The following is a 17121-nucleotide window of genomic DNA, read 5'->3' as shown; positions in this document are numbered from 1 at the left end:
TTCTGTTTCCCAAAGGGCAGACTTCCCCCTCGGTGTCCCATCCTAAAATCCCTATTTTTCCTGCCTTACCTCTCGTGAGCCTTGTTCCGCTGCAAATGGCGGTTATAGAATTCCAACGCTTTTACGACAAAATCCGTTTCCTGCCCTCTGGGGATGGATTTCGGTATGAGCTTGGTTATCCGCTCGTCCTTAAAGGGGGGCTTCTCTTTCTGGTTCGGCTTTTCCTCCTGCATGATGCTCTGGATAACCTCATCCGTGAGTTTCCCCTCCTGCATGAACTTTTTCATCTTGATAGCCTGTGCAAGAGAGGGCGTGGCATCGTTGTAGCCCATCGCTTCTAAAAGCGTATATTGCTGTTCCTCGGACAGATAGGAGATTTCCACCGCAGGGCGGAAAGCAATCTGGCGTTCATCAACCATTTGCAGGATTTCGGGTACAAGCTCGGTCAGACGGATAAAACGGCGTACCTGTTCGTGGCTGTCGCCCGTATCTTTACCAATCTTTGAAACTGATAAAGCATCTTTTCCCGCCGACTTCTCCACCAGTGGTGGAGAAGTTAAATCACTTCGCTCACCTTGCCGCTTCATGGCTTCAAGCCGCATCTTATACGCAAAGGCTTTCTCACTCGGCAAGATAGTCGTCCTTTGGAGATTACTCTCAACCATGACAATAATCGCTTCGTCACGGGTCAGCTCCTTAACTTCGCATTTGAGCGTTTCAAGCCCTGCAAGCTCGCAAGCCTTTTTCCTCCTGTGACCGCTGATAAGCTCATACCGCCCGTCCTCTTTCAGTCGGTCATTTTTTGCGGACAGTTCATACATGCTATCCTTTTCTGTTCTCTGCTCCTGCGTTTGCTCTCGTTTGATTTCTCCCTCCGTATCTTCTTGGCACAAGCAGGACAATACCTTGATGCACCAGAGCCCGGGACATATTCAACGCCGCACACCGTACAATTTTTAGCGGGCATTGCTGCCCACCGTTTTGTAGGTATGATATGTAATTCATCGACAAAGCCGATGAATTTATAGTAAATCTTGATTTCCTGCTTCACTGTTCCGTCTGCCATCTTCTCACGCTCCGAAACAAGTATCTTGTCTATGAGTGCGTTTATAACTGTTGCATCCAGTTCTTTTAAGCCTTGATAATTTCGGATAAGGGCGAGGAAGTCACGGATTCCCCGTGATTTCTCGTAGCTTTCATTAAGAGTTTCCGTCACCTCTTTCAGCCTTGCTTCAATTTCAAGCTGCTCTTTCTGGTATTTCCCCGACATCATCTCAAAATTCCGCTCGGTAATACGCTCCATGACCTTATCCTCGTAGAGAGAGGAAAACAGCCTGTCCAGTTCCGCAAGGCGTTTGTTCAGCTTCTTACGTTCTTTCTCTAATGCTTTCGCCCTGCTCTGGTCTGTTTCCGTGAGCCGCTTTTCTATGGCCCTGACCGCCTTTTCATCATTCACTGCCATATCCGCAAAACAGTTGATGTCGGCAAGAACGGCATTGAATAAATCCCTTGCTTCTATATTGTGGGCACTACACTCGCTTCTTCCGTTTCTTGCATAATTATTACATGAATACTGTACACAGTCGATAATCTCTGGGCGTTTCCTCCTGTGTACGTTCATTGCCCGCAGAGCACATCCGCAGTCCACACACTTGATAACGCCTGCAAAAATATTTACAAATCCTCCCTTGTTCTGTGGAAGCCTACGACTTGTAATAAGCTGTTGGACAATATCAAATTCCTCCTGCGTGACTATTCCCTCATGGGTATTGGGTATCACTTCCCATTCTTCGGGCAGCTTAGAGGGGCGTTTCTTGCTTTTCATATTGGCGGCAATCCGTTTGTAGCCTACAAGATTTCCCGCATATATCGGGCTTCTTAAAATGCTCCTCACGCTGTTCCCACTCCAAATATAGCGTTTGTCCTCGTTCCCCTCAAAATGACGTTCAAAGCCTGTTTCGCCACGCTCCGCCGCATAAGCGGCAGGGCGTAGGATATGCTGTTTATTAAGATGTCTGCAAATTTTGGCAACTCCATTCCCTTTTAATGCAAGGTCGAATATCTCTTTTACAACATGTGCCACTTTATCATCTATCAGCAGATGGTTGTGGTCGGCAGGGTCTTTGATATAGCCATAAGGGGCGGTAGTTCCCATGAATTTCCCCTGTTGAAACCTCGCCCGATATGCCGATTTTATCTTAACAGATATGTCAGCGGCATACATTTCGTTTAAAATGTTGCGGAAAGGCGTGATGTCCATAGCAGATTTATTCAAGGTATCTACGCCGTCATTGACCGCTATATACCTCACGTTATGCTCTGGGAAGAAAACTTCCAGATATAACCCACAATCAAGATAGTTTCTCCCCAGACGGGATAAATCTTTCGTAATCACGCAGTTTATCAGACCGCTTTCAATGTCTTTTATCATATTCTGGAAACTTGGTCTTTGGAAATTTGTACCAGAATAACCATCGTCCACATACGTTTTTGCTATGTGCCATCCCTGCTTTTTCACATAATCCGTGAGGATGGATTTCTGTGTCGCAATGCTCGCACTCTCGTTATCCGTACCATCGTCTTTAGATAAGCGGCAATAAATGCCGACTAAATAGATTTTCTTTTCTTCTTTGATTCCTGCCATACTGTAAAACCTCCGTATCTGTCCTATCTGTTTTCATGTCCCATTGCGTACATTCTAAGCGGACAGCCCCTCATTGTCGAAGGTGTCGCCCTCGGCAATCTTCTTCCGAATATCCTCGGAGATAATCGGGACAAACGCTTCTGTAACGGTCTGTGTGCCGACATATTCACGGCTGATTATCATCTGCACTGGTGCTTTTGGCACGATACGCTTTCTCTTTTTATCTGCTTTCTTATCCTCGCCCATACTTAAATCTTCCTTTCCAGACAGGGCAGGGAAGAGTTTGGAAATGTCCCCGCCCTGCCAATCAGATACCATTAATCCTCGCTGTTTAATTCTTTCTGTAATGCTTTAAGGAGTGCCGCCGCTTCATCAGCGTTCAGCGTGATTCCCTTGCCGCACTTTTCACGGTTCGGGGAAAAGCTGCGGATGTCATACTTCGGCTCTTTCCCATTCCATGAAATGAGATTGATTTCCTTTGTGTAGCCACTGTCGCCCGTAGACAATACTGCGATTTCCTTTACGATTTCATACTGGATTTCTCTCATTCTCCATACCTCAACTCTCTGTATTTACTTCCCGAAAAAAGAAGATTAGCGGCTGTCACGGTTGCGTTTCCTCTGCAACTCACGCTCCAAAAGTTTGATGATGGTTTCCTCCATCTGCTTCGGCGTTGTGTTCTTCGGAAAGTATTTTTTCAGCTTGCTTGTGTTGATTTTCAAGGTTTCTTTCTGGTTGCCCTTTTCCTCCGTCATAATCGCAAATATCGTATCCATGTCAAGCCGCCCGCTCTGGCTTAACTGTTTCATCCGCTGTGCCTGTGAGAGTGAGGGCGTTGCTTCTTCGCTCTCCATCGTGGCAAAGAGGTTTTCCTGCTCGTCTTTCTTCAAGAAGGACAGTTCCACCGCAGGCGTGAGGGCGATTTTCCCCTCGTCCACCATCTGCAAAATCGGCGGTATCAGTTCCGTCAGGCGGATAAAACGCTGCACGGTCATCCTGCCCACGCCGAAGCCCTGTGCCACCTTGTCGTCCGTCCGCAACTTCGTCACAACTTGTGACGAGGTTAAGTCTGTGCGGAAACCCTGCCGCTTCATGGCTTCGGATTTCATCTTGTAAGCAAACGCCCGCTCCGATGGCAGGATATTCTCACGCTGCAAATTGCTGTCTACAAGGGTGATGATGGCTCGGTCACGGTCTAAGGGCAGGACAAACGCAGGCACGGTATTTATCCCTGCAAGTTCAGAAGCACGGACACGCCGCTGTCCTGCAATCACTTCATAACCGTCCCCGTCCTCTTTCGGGCGTGTGATTATCGGCGTGACAATGCCAAATTCCTTGATGCTTTCCGCTAACTCTGACAGTGTTTCATCTTCTGCCACATGAAACGGATTGTCGGGGAACGGGTACAAGTCTTTGGTCTTTAACACCTTAAAATCCTGTTTCTTCATTCACATATCTACCTTTCTTTCGCTCTGCTTCTATGATTTTTCTGCAATTCTTCCAACACTTCGGGCGGTATTTTTGACAGCAGCCGCCCCATCTGCTCGTTGGTTCTCTGCAATTCAAATATCTTCTGATTCGCTTTCTGCACCTTTAGTTCCTGCTCGTACTTTTCATCACGCATACGCCCCGCATAGTCTGATTCCTGCCCAATTCTCTCTTTCAAACTGTCGATATACGCCTGCTGTTTCCCGATTTCCTTAGAGAATTTCTCCACGTCTGGCAGCCATGCAGAGAGTAAATCTAACGCTTTATCCCTTTTCTTCCCTGCGTTAAAGGCGTTGATGTCGGATAGGGCAGACACGATTTCTTCATACTGTTTATCAAGCCTGCCGCCTAATTTATAGAGCCATGTGGGGACGTGTTTCCGCTTGGTTTCCATTGAGGACTGCCCCCGTTCAAGCTGATTCCACCGTGAGGACATCCGCTCATGGTAGGCGGTCTGCCACTCGGATAATGATTTCTGGTTGCCTAAGATAGCTTTCGCTGACAGCTTATTGTCTGGCGTAATCGGCACAAAGCAGAGGTGCATATGGGGCGTTCTCTCGTCCATATGGACGACAGCGGAGAGGATATTCTGCTTTCCAACACGCTCCGAAATGAAGTCAAGAGCCGTCTGGAAATACGCTTTTTGTTCTTCGGGCGGTAACTGGTTCATAAATTCTGGTGAAGCTGTGATGAGCGTTTCCACCATCATCACGCTGTCTTTCCTTGTCCTGCACCCCGCTTCGGCTACCATGCGGTTAATCTCTTTCTTGTAGGTGTACTTTGGTGGTGCTATGAGATGGTAATTGTTTTTAGAGCGTTCCATATCTATATCTGGGTTGCTTTTGTAGGCTTCTTTCTTCCGCTCGTTGTGGCGTTCACAAGCCGCAACGCCGCCCGCTTTTCGTTTCTGGAAACGCAGGATTGCATAAGGCATAGGCGGATTCCTCCTTTCTTTCGGCGGGTGACCGTCCTTTGGGGTGACAGCGGTGACGGTGGTGACAGCAGTTTTGGGATACCCCCTGCCGACTGCCGCAACTGTCACCCTCACCCCCTGCATGACGGTCATGTCGATGATGACGGTGTTTTTGGGATACCCCCCTCGCAAGAGCCGTCACCGTCATGCCGCCATTCTTTTATCCGAAGCCGTAAGGCGTAGGATAGCAGGGCACAGCCCTGCCTTAAGGGAGTCCAGAGGGAACGTCTGGCACACGACTTTGCAGGGCAAAGTGTAGTGTGTTACACCCTGTAAACGCAGTCGGAAAAATCGGAATGATTTTTCTGACCGCAGGGGTGGTTTTACACGACCGAAAAGGGCGAGTAAATCTCACGCCTGCATTTTGCGTTTACGGGGTGTTCTCCCGTAGGGATGACAGCGGCAGGGTATCCTAAAATCACTGTCACCACCGTCACTGCTGTCACCCGCAGGGCAGAGCCGCCAGCTTTACATGGCTTTAAGCGTCAATGACAGTAACAGGGGGGTATCCTAATATCGCTGTCACCACCATCACCGCTGTCACCCGCCCTCCTTGCAAGGGCAATCCGCCTGCCGTCTTTCCTGCGGCTGTACTGGTAGCAGATACGGTTCTCGCTTAAAAATGTGGTGCGGTATTCATTCAGCCATTTCGTAATCACCGTGGGTATGGTTTCCGTTTCCCCCATAGCGGCTAACAGTTCCGTTGCCGTGCCTATCCATTCTTCCTTATCCCTCATAAAATCCACCAACCGAAAAAGGACATCTGGTATCGTTTCTTTCGCAAGCTGCTCCTGCGTTTTCCGCTCCACAAGCTCCCAACGGCAATCACGGAAACGCAGCGTGTATTCCTGATAAGGCGTGTCCCTGCCCGTCACATACAGCTTGGCGGTGTCAGACGCACGTTTCTCCTTTTCCAGAACAAAGGTAGCGTCCGCACTCCCCGTTAATCCTGTCGTCCCAGACACCTTGTTGAACACGTCGCTGTCATTCTGCTTTCGGATGTGGTGTACGACAATGACCGCCAGAGAGTGCCTGTCGGCAAAGTCTTTGATGAGGGAGATGTCCCCATAGTCGCTTGCATAGGCATTGTCTTTTGAAGCTGTACGGACTTTCTGCAAGGTATCAATGACAATGAGCCTGCTGTCTGGGTAATCTTTCAGATAATCTTCAAGCTGCACGATAAGACCGTCTGACAGCTTGCAGCTTGCCACGGCAAAGTGGAGCCGCCCGCTTGCTTCGTCCGTCAAACGAAATAACCTGTCCTGTATGCGGCAGAACGTGTCCTCAAGGCAGAGGTAAAGCACATCGCCCTCCATTGTCGGCATATCCCATAAAGGGATTCCCTGCGACACGCATAAGCATAGCTTCAGCATGAGCCAGCTTTTGCCTATCTTCTGTGAGCCGCAGAACAGCGATAAGCCTGTCGGGATAAGGCTGTCCACCACAAAGGATGGTTTCTCAAGCGGTTCATAAAGGAGCGTTTCGGCGTTGACTGTCTGTAACTTCTGCATGGCTTTCCTCCTTTCGGGCGGTGTCTTTGTTTTCGTTGCACATAGGCGTTGACCTCCTTAAAAATAGATTTACTCCCACGGAAAAAAGTGAGAGTATGTAATGCCGCCAATCCCACACAAATAAAAAACAGATTTCTTTTTCGGGCGGTGTCGGTCACGGTTGGAGATATTTCTTCAATTTCCGCCTTTACTTTCTCCTTTGCAATCGCAACAGATTTCTGTATTGCCGAAGCGGTGCAATGCTCCATAGCGGCGATTTGGTAAAAATTGAACTCATACTCGTAGTAGAGCAGGAAACGCCGCCTTTGTATCTCTGGAAGGCTCCCAACCGCCTTATAGAGCGTTTCATTCCGTTCTTCCTCAACCATGCGTTCATCAAGGCTCTTAGGCACACGCAACGCCCGTCTGTAAAGGGTTTCGTCCCATACCTCGTTAAACTCCCTGTGCCGCTCGTCCCATTAGAAAAGATTCCTGTTCCTGCGCTCCATCTGCCGAAACTCCATAAAGAACTGTTCCGACACTTCCAACTCGTGGGATTTGCCCTGCCCGTCCTTAAAGCTGATAAAATACCTTGTGCCGCTTTCCGTGGATTCCTCCCGAAGCGTGTATGCCTTAACCCTGTATGCCATCCTGTTGTCCTCCTGCAAAAAATGAGTGAGGGGATTTCCATCCCTCACCCAGTAGCCCGCAGGATGGCAGGCTGTTTTAGAAGCTATAAAATTTTCCGCAGCTTCTTCCGCAGATGGTCTAACCTCGCATAGATGGCACCAGTCGTCAAATGCACAAGCGGGGCAATCTCCTTTGTGGAATACCCCTGCATTTTCAGCAGGACGATTTTCAAGGTACGCCCGTCCACCGTGACTAATACTTGATAGAGATTTTCGCTCTCAATCTCTTCCAGTAACTCCGCAACCGTACCCACTTCCGCCTGCCGCTCCCTGCCTGCCATGTCCTCAAGATATTCCGCAACGTCATTCGTCCATCGGTAAAACCGCCTGTTGGAATTGAAGTCTGCCCTGTCCGCCATGCGTATCTGCTCAATGGTCGCTTCATCAACGCCGCACTCACGCAGCAGCTTTTCCTCCGCTTCTTTCCAGATACGCCATTTCCTGTCCTCCCGTCCGTGGTTGTATGCCATTCTTACTTCCTCCAATCAGAATTGATTGAGAGGGCAGAGAAAAGCCCCCTCATCTTCCCAAAGGAAAAAACAAGGGGGCTGAACGCCTTAAATTTTAATTTTCTATTATCTTTCTTAGTTTTATTAGGATTCTGGCTTTGCGTTTGTTTACAACGCTCTGGGTTATGCCCAACCTCGCCCCGACTTCACGCTCGGAAAGTCCGTCAAAAAAGATTGCCTGTATCAGCTCCTGTTCACTATCCGACAGCAAAGGCAGGGCGGCTTTCAGCCTGTCCACCATGACCGCATTGACAACGGTTTCTGCAATGTCCACCGCTTCATCAGTGATAAAGTCCAGAGGATTCCCCTCGCTGTCCGTAAATCCGTCGAGAGATAGCAGTCTATTCTTTGTATCTAATTTTTGCAGATAACGCCACCGTTCCTTGTCACGGTAGAAGTCTGTGTATTGCTCCCTCACGACTTCAAGCAGACAGCCTTGAATGGGGATAAACAGCTTGTCCATATAGGTCTGGTCGGATTCCCTGCAACGGCAGAACTCCGTGTAGGATAATTCCACATAGCCGCCACTTTCTCTGATATATACCTTTCTTGGTGCATATTTCACCATAAATACCTCCCATCTGAATTTTTGAAATGTAAAAAATCCAGATGGAGAGGCGGAGAACGACACCGCATATCAGAAACAGCCCTACGGCACTTTCCAACAAAAATCGACAAAAGAAAAACCGCAAAGGCTCTGTGACCTTTACGGTTATAGGAAATAGTAATTCTATTGTATGGAGATTGTACTTCTACTTTCAAGGTGAGAAGTACCGTTGCACTGGCAGAAATTTTTTTAACTGGTTTCCTGCCGTTCTCTGATATGCTATGTATTGATAAATTTTGCTTCGTATGAGCAGATAGATAACTGCCCGAAAAAAGGACATAAAAACCTGCTAACAAAAGTCAAGACTTTTTAGCAGGTTTTTAAATATATTTTTCGTATGAATTTTTCCTACGACAATTAGACCGGTGGAAAATCCGGTCTGCCGTATCCGCTGTTTTAGTTCTTTTTACTTCTGGTATACTTCCATCACACGTGCATAATAAATCCTAAGGAATTTATTTAATCCCGCTATTTTTGCTGCACGTTTTGACTTTCCTTCTTTTTCTTTCTTCAAAATAAATCTATACACTGCTGCGTCTGCTGGCTCTTTATGGGTTTTCAGACATCTCATCACTTCATATCCAATCTTTCGCAGGCTGGAAGAACCTCTCTTGGATATTTTCCTCTCTGTCCCCATAAACTGCCCTGACTGATAGGGCGGCGCGTCGATTCCTGCGTGGGCTATCAGGGCTTTTCCGCTATGGAATCTTCTCACATCCCCAATCTCTGCAATCAATTTAGGCGCAAGGACATTTCCAACACCTCCCATTGCCCTGACAACCGGATATTCCGGCAGACTCTTGGCTAATGCCTGCATCTGTGTTAGAATGGTCATCAGAGTGTTATCGACTTCTCGTAACACCCGTACTGCCTCCTGTACCAGCATTTTGGTCGATGGGGTATCGGAGGGTACTGTGGGGATGCCTTCTTTTGCCAGTGCATAGATCTTGACGGCTTTATCCTGGCTCTGATGGTATCCCTTCTCTTTTGCCCATTTCAGATAGCTCTCTATAAACTGTTCCTCCGGTTTCTTCGTGATATTGTCATAATGCCAGTATTCTTCCGCAAAATCCCCCAGCTTATCTTTCCCATTTGTTTCATTCCAGCCTTTCAGCAGCGTTTTGATCCCAGGCATCGTATAGTCCAGAAGATGAGTCAGTTCCAACACGCTCTCCACACGCATCCGCATATAGTGACGGTACTGCCTTCCCAAAAGCTTCAGCTCCGCATAGACGCTTTCTTCTGCCTCATAGTCCTTCAGCCTGTACCAATGGTCAATCCCATAGTTAGAGATTGTAATGGCATCCTGCTTATCCGTTTTCACACGTCTTAACCCCTGACAGCGGTATTCCTTCATCTCAAATGGATTAATCACTGCCACAAACAGCCCTTTTTCTTTCAGATAGCTTAATACAGGCAGATGGTAGATCCCAGTAGCTTCCATGACCACACGGATGTCATCATTCAGACGCAGCAGCATGGAAGTCAGTTCGGACAGTTCTTTCTCCACATGACAGACTTCAAAAGGCCTGCTCACAACCTCACCATAAGGCTTTAAGATACATACGGTACTTTTTTCTTTTGACACATCAATTCCTACACTTATCATCTGTAACCTCCAAAATAAATCTGTAATTGTCCCATCCACACTTATTACCACTCATTTTAGTTCGTTACACGAAAGCACCTTACGGGTTTCAACCTGCTTAAACGACTGCTTATAATAAGGGATGGTTGACGGTTTTTATGACGGATGTGGTTAATCCAAAAATCGCTTCGCCAGACCAATTACTCCCTTATCATAAAAAAATAAGTGCAGAAGGTAAAGCACTATTGATATGCCTTATCTCTTACACTTATATGGTACTAAAAATCCCTCCAAATTTAAAAACAAATTCAGAGGGTAATTTAGGGTATAACAAAATAACCCACCCGAATATCGTTTTTTTTATTTGGTGAGTTTGTTCTTTCAAATACGAAACAAAAAGAGCCGATGATTCGTGAATTGTTCCACAATTTCATCGGCTCTGCGTCTTAAGCGTCTGGCTCTTTGATGACAGTTATCTTCAAGTTGTCAACTTTAATCAATCTTTCTTGTCTGCATTTTGGACAATAAAGGGGATAATTCTCCAAAACAGTGTCCTTCCTAATTTTATTACGGGTTTTGCTCCCACAAACAGGACACAATATCCATTCGCATTTCATCATAATTAGTCTCTAATCCTTTCAAATCTCATTTTATATGACTTTTGCAAGCTGTTAAGCTAACTTGTGGAACATATGCCGAACCTTATCTATACGGCTATTCGGGCGGCGGGGTTGGCAAATAAATTTACCAATAGCTGGCTGGTATCCTTTTAACTCTGTCAAGCAGACTCCCTGCCCATTTGTGAAATAAGTTAAATCGTTCCTGTATTCTTGAATACATCTAGCAGGGATTTCTCCTTTCAGAATGACCTCGTCATTCTTTATCTGAGTACTTACAATATCTGCACAATACCTTGGAGCATCATGATACGCCCGTGAGAGATATTCCTGCGGTGCATAAATTTCAAAGTGGAGATATGGCTCTAATAGTTCTGTCCCTGCTTTTTTTAAAGCCTGCTCCAATACGATAGGGGAAAGCAGCCGAAAGTCTGCGGGGGTACTTACAGGACTATAATACAATCCATATTCAAAACAGATTTTACAGTCTGTCACTTTCCATCCATACAGCCCCTGCTCGCAGCCATAAAGAACCCCCTCCATAACCGCATTTTGGAACGATTGATTTAAATATCCAAGTGAAACTCTGCTTTCATACTGCACTCCGCTTCCAATAGGGAGCGGCTCTATGGACAACCCGACAGAAGCCCAGAAAGGATTTGGCGGGACTTCTATGTGGATGGTATATTCTGCTTTTCTAAGCGGTCTTTCCATATATATAACAGTAGGCTCTTTTATTTCTGCCTCCACATGATATTTTTCCTCAAGGATGGCACAAATGACTTCCATCTGCACATTCCCCAAAAAAGAAAGTATAATCTCATGCGTTGTAGTATCCACATAATATTTTAAAAGAGGGTCGCCATCTGAAATTTCTGTAAGTGCCCCAAGCAATATTTCCCGCTGTTCAGATTTCTTTACTGCAATCGTTGTTTGGAGCATAGGGAGAGGATTTTCAATAAATTTTCTCTGCGGCAACAGTATTTCGTTCCCCAAAATACTGTTTAGCTGCAAAACATCATTTGGTAAAATTACAATATCACCAGAGCAGGCTGTATCGGATGAATATAATTCACCGTTTGTCGGAACACACATCTCTGTGATTTTTATTTTCTCTTTTTCAGATATTCTAATAACATCCCTCAAATGCAATGTTCCGCTATATATACGCACATAAACAAAACGCCGCCTTTTCTCTGAATATTCAATCTTAAAAACCTGCCCGCATAGTTCAGATTGACCTTCAGGCGTTGATGAATAAAATTTACTGGCAATTACTTCTATAAGCTGCCGAATCCCCAGATTGTTTTTAGCGCTTCCGTGATAAACGGGAAATAACGTTCCGTTTTGGAATCTCCTGTTTTCTTCCTGTTCCAGTTCTGACATTTTAAACGGTTTCCCTGACATATATTTCTCTAATAGTTCATCGTTTCCCATAATTACCGCATCCCACTGTTCCATATCGTCATTGTCCGTTACATTTATATGGGGATGCTGCCCAACCTTTTGCTTCACTATAATTTCCGAAGAAAGCTTTGCTTTCATTTCCCGATATACCATTGGCAAATCAATCCCCTCTTGGTCAATTTTATTGATGAAAAAAATTGTCGGAATCTTCATTATCTGTAGTGCATGAAACAGTATACGGGTCTGTGCCTGTATGCCATCCTTTGCAGAAACTAATAATACTGCTCCGTCTAATACGGATAAAGAACGGTATACTTCCGCCAAAAAATCCATATGGCCTGGCGTATCTATAATGTTGACTTTTACATCCTCCCACTGAAAAGATGTCACTGCTGTCTGGATAGTGATTCCCCTTTGACGCTCCAAATTCATTGTATCTGTCCTTGTTGTGCCTTCATCTACGCTCCCTAGTTCTGCAATTGCACCACTGGTATACAATAAACTTTCCGTTAATGTTGTCTTTCCTGCGTCAACGTGAGCCAGAATGCCTAAGTTAATTATTTTCATGTGATTTTCCTCCTATCAACACCCAAAAAAGGGCATAAAAATACCCAGTGATAAATACTCCTATCACTGGGTAAATAACTCCAATAGCCCCAAAACACTTATATGTTTTCGGGCATATAAAATTACATGATAAAAGTATTCTTAAACTGGGTACAAAAAACTAAGCCCCATATTAAAAGTGAAACGGGACTGCTACTTTTTGTTCCCACTATCAAATTGACAGTTTATTTAAGAATACCTTGCCGCATATTTATTAACTCCTTGTATAATACTGAATCTAATTATATTCCTTAACCCTTTATTTGTCAAGCTGACAAACTAAAGCAGAAAAAGCGGCAGGATTTCCCCCTGCCACTAATCATCTGTTTATGCAAAAATAATTTCCTTTTCCACAATCTCCCTCGCACAAGCCCTTATGTTATTGAGGCATCCTGTCCATTCTAAGGCGTTTTCTGCCTTTAGCTGTTCCGTTATGCCCTGTGCCTGTTTCATACCCTCTATGAGCCTTTCAAAGCGTTCCTGTGCCTGTCTGTTGATGTCGGCAAGGTAGGCGTTTAGCCTGCCGCTTGTAAGAAGATTGGTGTATGTAACTTTACGGTACTGTTTTAGATAATCTAAATGCCGTTGCCCCCAGATGCCTATTGCCTGTTCTTCTTCGGCGGGTACAGTTAAGCACGGTATCAAATAATCCCCTTGCCTTTCGTATTTGCCGCCCAGTTCCTCAAATAATGATTTTGCCATTGTCTGTTACCTCCACATTCTTTTTTATTTTGAATGTCCGCAAAATCCGTCCTACATCTGGCGGACTGTGGCAGGGGTCATCACGCCGCTCCGCCTTACGCTGTCCACAAGCTGCTCCATGTCCTCGTCCATTAAGACCTTGAACGGGTGGTCTGGAAACTCGTCAATCTCCGCAATCGGGATTTCCCTAATCTTGCTTAGATTCACTTCCGCACGGCTCTCGTCCGTTTCAAAGAGGTCATCGTATGCGGTCAGCTCGATTTTGCTTCCTCTGTTTCTCGCCAAGCTCTGCCACCTCCTTTCCGAACTGCTCGTAAGCGGCGGCTACTTTGCCGCCTTTGTCGTAGGCAAAAATGCTCTTTCCCTCTGCGGTGGCTTCCACGGCACGGATGGAGTGGGGTATCTGTGCGTCGAATACCTTGATTCTCTGCCCGTAGGCACTTTTTACCGTTGCCGTGATTTCCTTAGAGATGTTCGTGCGTGGCATTACCATCGTCATAAGGATGCCGTCAATCCGCAGGTGTGGGTTGATTTGCCGTTTCACTTTAGACACGGAGCGAAGCAACAGCTCTAAGCCTTTGGCGGAAAGATAATGGGGCTGTGTCGGGATAACCACGCTGTCAGCAGCCGCAAGAGCGTTGATTGTCAGCATACCCAAGCTCGGCATACAGTCAACAAGGACAGTATCATAATTCTTTTTTACCTCGTTGATGCAGGTTTTCAGCACGCTTTCACGGCTTATGGCGTTAATCAGCCTTACTTCCAGCCCCGACAGCTCAATGTTGGACGGGAGCAGGTCAACGCCCTCGTCATGGTGCAGGATGCTTCTGGAAACATCGACAGGTTTATCGTCAATGATGTCCTGCATGATGGTGGAGAGCGTATCGGGCAAGTCGTCTGGTCGGCTGTAACCGAGCGACATGGTTAAATTTGCCTGTGCATCGGCATCAATAAGCAGTACCTTTTTGCCCTGCTGTGCCAGAGCCACGCCCAGATTGACCGCCGTGGTGGTCTTTCCAACGCCGCCTTTCTGATTGGTTAAAGCGATTACTTTGCAATTTGACATAGGGTGCGTCCTCCTTTCGCATAGATTTAGCCACTTTGTCAAGGTGGCTATGTAAGAGTACCAGAGAACGCAAAAAAGCCACTTACTCTTAAAAATCAATAAGAATAAGCGGCTCTGTGATGTGCCTTAGACATATTCAATTTTCATTCTCTTGACTGGTGCGTTTACGACTTTGAATATCAGCTCGTCAACGCAGTCTGTATATCTGCCTTGCTGAATGAGCTGATTTTTCAGCTCCACAAGGCTATGTAATAAAATGCTCCGTTCTTGGCTATCCACATACAAATGGACTTTCTTTTCTCTCATAAATTTCACCAACCTTACTTGTCCAACTATGCAACATCGGGAGTAGATACCAAAAGGTTAATTGTACGTTCATTACCTCGTTGAACCACTGTCGGATGTTCCGAAAACTCAACTTGATTATTTTCACCATACCGTACCACCTTATCCGAAGTCTTTAAAGAATATACTAAAAAGCCTGTAAAATCAGATGATTCATTACTTTGTGATAATGGAACATTACCGCTGCTTCTCTGGGTCGAAATTTTTTCAAATAGCACACTTCACTTTTTATCATTTTAATCAACTCTGTGGGACAATCCTAAAAGCTCTATCCATAAAATCAAGAATTGCATCGTACATCTTAATTATATCGCCATATTCCAGATAAAGTTGATGGTCTTCTTCTCTGTAGCCAATACCAAACTTATCATATTTTTCAAAATCCTTGTGTATTCTACCTCCATTGTGTACAATCATATTCCGAGCGTCACGAATAGCAGTAATATATTCCCATTGCTTATCAGCAGTAAATCCAATTATGCCGACTTCTTCTTTTAAGTATTTAGCTGCCCTCTCTAATCCGCTTCCCTTAATATCTTTCAACTCTTTATCTAAATGTTTTATGCCATGATATAATCGACAAAGAGTATTTACCGCTTCCTCCAACAACGCTACCATTGTTAAAAGCAATGAATATTGTGTCAATAAATCCACCCTGCAAGAATGCAACCCTCCACTTGTCATTGCCCATTCTTCGGTTACAAAATCTTTATCACCTCTAGCTTCTTTTGCTATTTTTCTATAACTTTCAGCTATTACATCAAGAGCTATTTTATTATTTTCTATAACACTTTTAAAAGGATAAAAATCACAATGAGCTAAATACAAAGCCATATCACTTGCCTTATCCATATCATAGTATTCCATGTTTGGAAACTTTACATTGCTATTAAGGCTATACATATTTGTCATTTACACCACTTTACAACTTTTCCATAAAAAAAATGTCATACAGGACTTTCTGATGTATAATAAGTTTGCAAACAAAAAAATACGAAAGAAAGTGATCCTGTACGACAGACTTATTATACAACGAAAAAACTATAATTGGTAGACTTTATCATTATTTTTACATTTATTTTGAGGCTTGTTCCATTCCTACAGCCGAGACATTGGTCCTGCTCCTGCTGTCCATACTGACACTGGAGTCAGCGGATTCCATCCGTTTCCTTTACAGACATTTCCTGTCAAAGCTAACAGATAAATCCCTGAATGCCTTTTACTATGCCTGCTCCTATGCCAAAGTGGATTATTCCAGGTTTATGAATGCAACAGCATCTATGGCATTGAAACTAATCCCGAAATCCTTAGAGACGCAGCCCGTTTTTTTATGCATGGATGATACCATTGTTCCCAAATATGGAAAGAAATTTGAGGATGTCTCAAAACTCTTTGACCATTCCGCGCACAACGGCAGCGGCTACCTGAATGGGCACTGCTTTGTAAGTGTCATGCTCTGTGTGCCAATGTGGGATAAAGGCAAGATTGTTTACCAGGCGTTTCCGCTTTCCTACCGTATGTGGCAGAAAGAAGAGTCAAAATTAAAGCTGGCTGCTTCCATGGTACGCCAGGCCATGCCTGAATTACAGGAAAAGGCGAATGTCATTATCCTATGCGACAGCTGGTATACAAAAGGGGATCTGGTTTCTGTCGTGGATGAATACCCAAACCTTGGCCTAATCGGAAATGCAAGGTATGACTCTGTCCTTTATGACCTTGCCCCGCAGCCGACCGGAAAAAGGGGCAGGCCTGCAAAACATGGGAAACGTCTTTCGGCGGAAAAAGATTTTACACTTTCGGATGAAAAAATAGGCGGTTATTATATTGGGATGCGCCGTGTCCTTACAAATATTTTCGGCACAAGGGAAGTTTTTGCCTATGTGACAGCCACAGAGAAGGAAGGCGGTTCCAGGCGCCTGTTCTTCAGTACGGTTTTCCCCACACAGCTGCAGATTTTTTGTGCATGGCAGGAAAAGACCCCCCTGAACCAGACGGGGAGTGCATGGATGGATTACATCCCCTTGTTCCTGTACTCATTCAGATGGAAGATAGAAGTCAGCTATTACGAACAGAAAACCTTCTGGTCACTATGCAGCTATATGGTGCGCAGCCGGAAAGGGATTGAAATGCTGGTTAATCTGATCAACATAGCTTATTGTGCGATGAAACTGCTGCCATATCAGGATGAAGCATTTTCAAAGTACCGTAGGGAAAGCGCACAGGATTTCAGGTTTGTGCTCAGCGAGCGGATCAGGCAGGAGGTATTTTTTGCCACTTTCGTGAAAAAGAGCGAAAGTATAATAAAATCATCTGCCCTTATGAGAGCCTTAAAATACCTTGTTCAGCAAAAGGAGCGCTATTTATAATAGTTGTAAAGTGGTGTGTCATTT

General features: G+C 45.2%; 17 protein-coding genes and 2 pseudogenes. 1 reads left to right on the top strand and 18 read right to left on the bottom strand.

Annotation, left to right across the window (positions count from 1 at the left end; all coding sequences use genetic code 11):
* Nucleotides 1-65: 65 nt before the first annotated feature.
* The 18 genes and pseudogenes from VSQ32_05175 to VSQ32_05090 all read right to left on the bottom strand — a co-directional run bounded on the left by VSQ32_05175 (nucleotide 66) and on the right by VSQ32_05090 (nucleotide 15583).
* A complete protein-coding gene (locus VSQ32_05175) occupies nucleotides 66-821 on the bottom strand; it encodes a ParB/RepB/Spo0J family partition protein (protein MEH2942263.1) in 756 nt (251 codons plus the stop codon).
* Nucleotides 788-2644: a recombinase family protein gene (locus VSQ32_05170; protein ID MEH2942262.1), complete on the bottom strand. Its 1857-nt coding sequence runs from the start codon at nucleotides 2642-2644 to the stop codon at nucleotides 788-790. Before VSQ32_05170 ends, VSQ32_05175 begins: the two co-directional genes overlap by 34 nt.
* Before the next feature lie 54 nt (nucleotides 2645-2698).
* A complete protein-coding gene (locus VSQ32_05165) occupies nucleotides 2699-2890 on the bottom strand; it encodes a stage II sporulation protein R (GenBank protein ID MEH2942261.1) in 192 nt (63 codons plus the stop codon).
* A gap of 71 nt (nucleotides 2891-2961) precedes the next feature.
* Nucleotides 2962-3192 (bottom strand): PC4/YdbC family ssDNA-binding protein, encoded by a 231-nt coding sequence (locus VSQ32_05160; protein ID MEH2942260.1) that lies wholly within the window; start codon nucleotides 3190-3192, stop codon nucleotides 2962-2964.
* A gap of 45 nt (nucleotides 3193-3237) precedes the next feature.
* Nucleotides 3238-4092: a ParB/RepB/Spo0J family partition protein gene (locus VSQ32_05155; GenBank protein MEH2942259.1), complete on the bottom strand. Its 855-nt coding sequence runs from the start codon at nucleotides 4090-4092 to the stop codon at nucleotides 3238-3240.
* 8 nt (nucleotides 4093-4100) lie between these two features.
* Nucleotides 4101-5066, bottom strand: coding sequence for a MobV family relaxase (gene mobV / locus VSQ32_05150; GenBank protein MEH2942258.1), 966 nt, complete (start codon nucleotides 5064-5066; stop codon nucleotides 4101-4103).
* A 524-nt stretch (nucleotides 5067-5590) separates the two neighbouring features.
* On the bottom strand, nucleotides 5591-6616 hold the full coding sequence (locus VSQ32_05145; protein ID MEH2942257.1) for an AAA family ATPase: 1026 nt from the start codon (nucleotides 6614-6616) through the stop codon (nucleotides 5591-5593).
* Between the two features lie 154 nt (nucleotides 6617-6770).
* Nucleotides 6771-7245 (bottom strand): annotated as a pseudogene (locus VSQ32_05140) (sigma-70 family RNA polymerase sigma factor).
* An 83-nt stretch (nucleotides 7246-7328) separates the two neighbouring features.
* Nucleotides 7329-7754 (bottom strand): sigma-70 family RNA polymerase sigma factor, encoded by a 426-nt coding sequence (locus VSQ32_05135; GenBank protein MEH2942256.1) that lies wholly within the window; start codon nucleotides 7752-7754, stop codon nucleotides 7329-7331.
* A 94-nt stretch (nucleotides 7755-7848) separates the two neighbouring features.
* Nucleotides 7849-8361: a sigma-70 family RNA polymerase sigma factor gene (locus VSQ32_05130; protein MEH2942255.1), complete on the bottom strand. Its 513-nt coding sequence runs from the start codon at nucleotides 8359-8361 to the stop codon at nucleotides 7849-7851.
* 445 nt (nucleotides 8362-8806) lie between these two features.
* Complete coding sequence (locus VSQ32_05125; GenBank protein MEH2942254.1) at nucleotides 8807-10009, bottom strand: IS110 family transposase; 1203 nt, start codon at nucleotides 10007-10009, stop codon at nucleotides 8807-8809.
* 425 nt (nucleotides 10010-10434) lie between these two features.
* Nucleotides 10435-10608 (bottom strand): cysteine-rich KTR domain-containing protein, encoded by a 174-nt coding sequence (locus VSQ32_05120; protein ID MEH2942253.1) that lies wholly within the window; start codon nucleotides 10606-10608, stop codon nucleotides 10435-10437.
* 51 nt (nucleotides 10609-10659) lie between these two features.
* Entirely contained in the window at nucleotides 10660-12579 is a 1920-nt protein-coding gene (gene tet(O) / locus VSQ32_05115) for a tetracycline resistance ribosomal protection protein Tet(O) (GenBank protein MEH2942252.1), read from the bottom strand.
* Between the two features lie 366 nt (nucleotides 12580-12945).
* Nucleotides 12946-13320, bottom strand: coding sequence for a TnpV protein (locus VSQ32_05110; protein ID MEH2942251.1), 375 nt, complete (start codon nucleotides 13318-13320; stop codon nucleotides 12946-12948).
* 60 nt (nucleotides 13321-13380) lie between these two features.
* A pseudogene (locus VSQ32_05105) lies at nucleotides 13381-13605 on the bottom strand (chromosome partitioning protein ParB).
* Nucleotides 13559-14386 carry an AAA family ATPase gene (locus VSQ32_05100; GenBank protein MEH2942250.1) on the bottom strand — a complete coding sequence of 276 codons (828 nt, stop codon included), beginning with the start codon at nucleotides 14384-14386 and terminating at the stop codon, nucleotides 13559-13561. The pseudogene VSQ32_05105 and the gene VSQ32_05100 overlap by 47 nt, the downstream one beginning before the upstream one ends.
* Nucleotides 14387-14512: 126 nt before the next feature.
* Nucleotides 14513-14692, bottom strand: coding sequence for a hypothetical protein (locus tag VSQ32_05095; GenBank protein MEH2942249.1), 180 nt, complete (start codon nucleotides 14690-14692; stop codon nucleotides 14513-14515).
* 279 nt (nucleotides 14693-14971) lie between these two features.
* Nucleotides 14972-15583, bottom strand: coding sequence for a hypothetical protein (locus tag VSQ32_05090; protein MEH2942248.1), 612 nt, complete (start codon nucleotides 15581-15583; stop codon nucleotides 14972-14974).
* Nucleotides 15584-15873: 290 nt separating this feature from the next.
* Between VSQ32_05090 and VSQ32_05085 the strand changes: the two genes are divergently transcribed.
* On the top strand, nucleotides 15874-17097 hold the full coding sequence (locus tag VSQ32_05085; GenBank protein ID MEH2942247.1) for a transposase: 1224 nt from the start codon (nucleotides 15874-15876) through the stop codon (nucleotides 17095-17097).
* Nucleotides 17098-17121: the final 24 nt, after the last annotated feature.

The sequence above is a fragment of the Lachnospiraceae bacterium JLR.KK002 genome, assembly GCA_036941025.1.
GTDB lineage: Bacteria > Bacillota > Clostridia > Lachnospirales > Lachnospiraceae > Petralouisia.
Note: the sequence above shows the minus strand (reverse complement) of the source record. Positions and strands in the feature narration are given on the sequence as shown.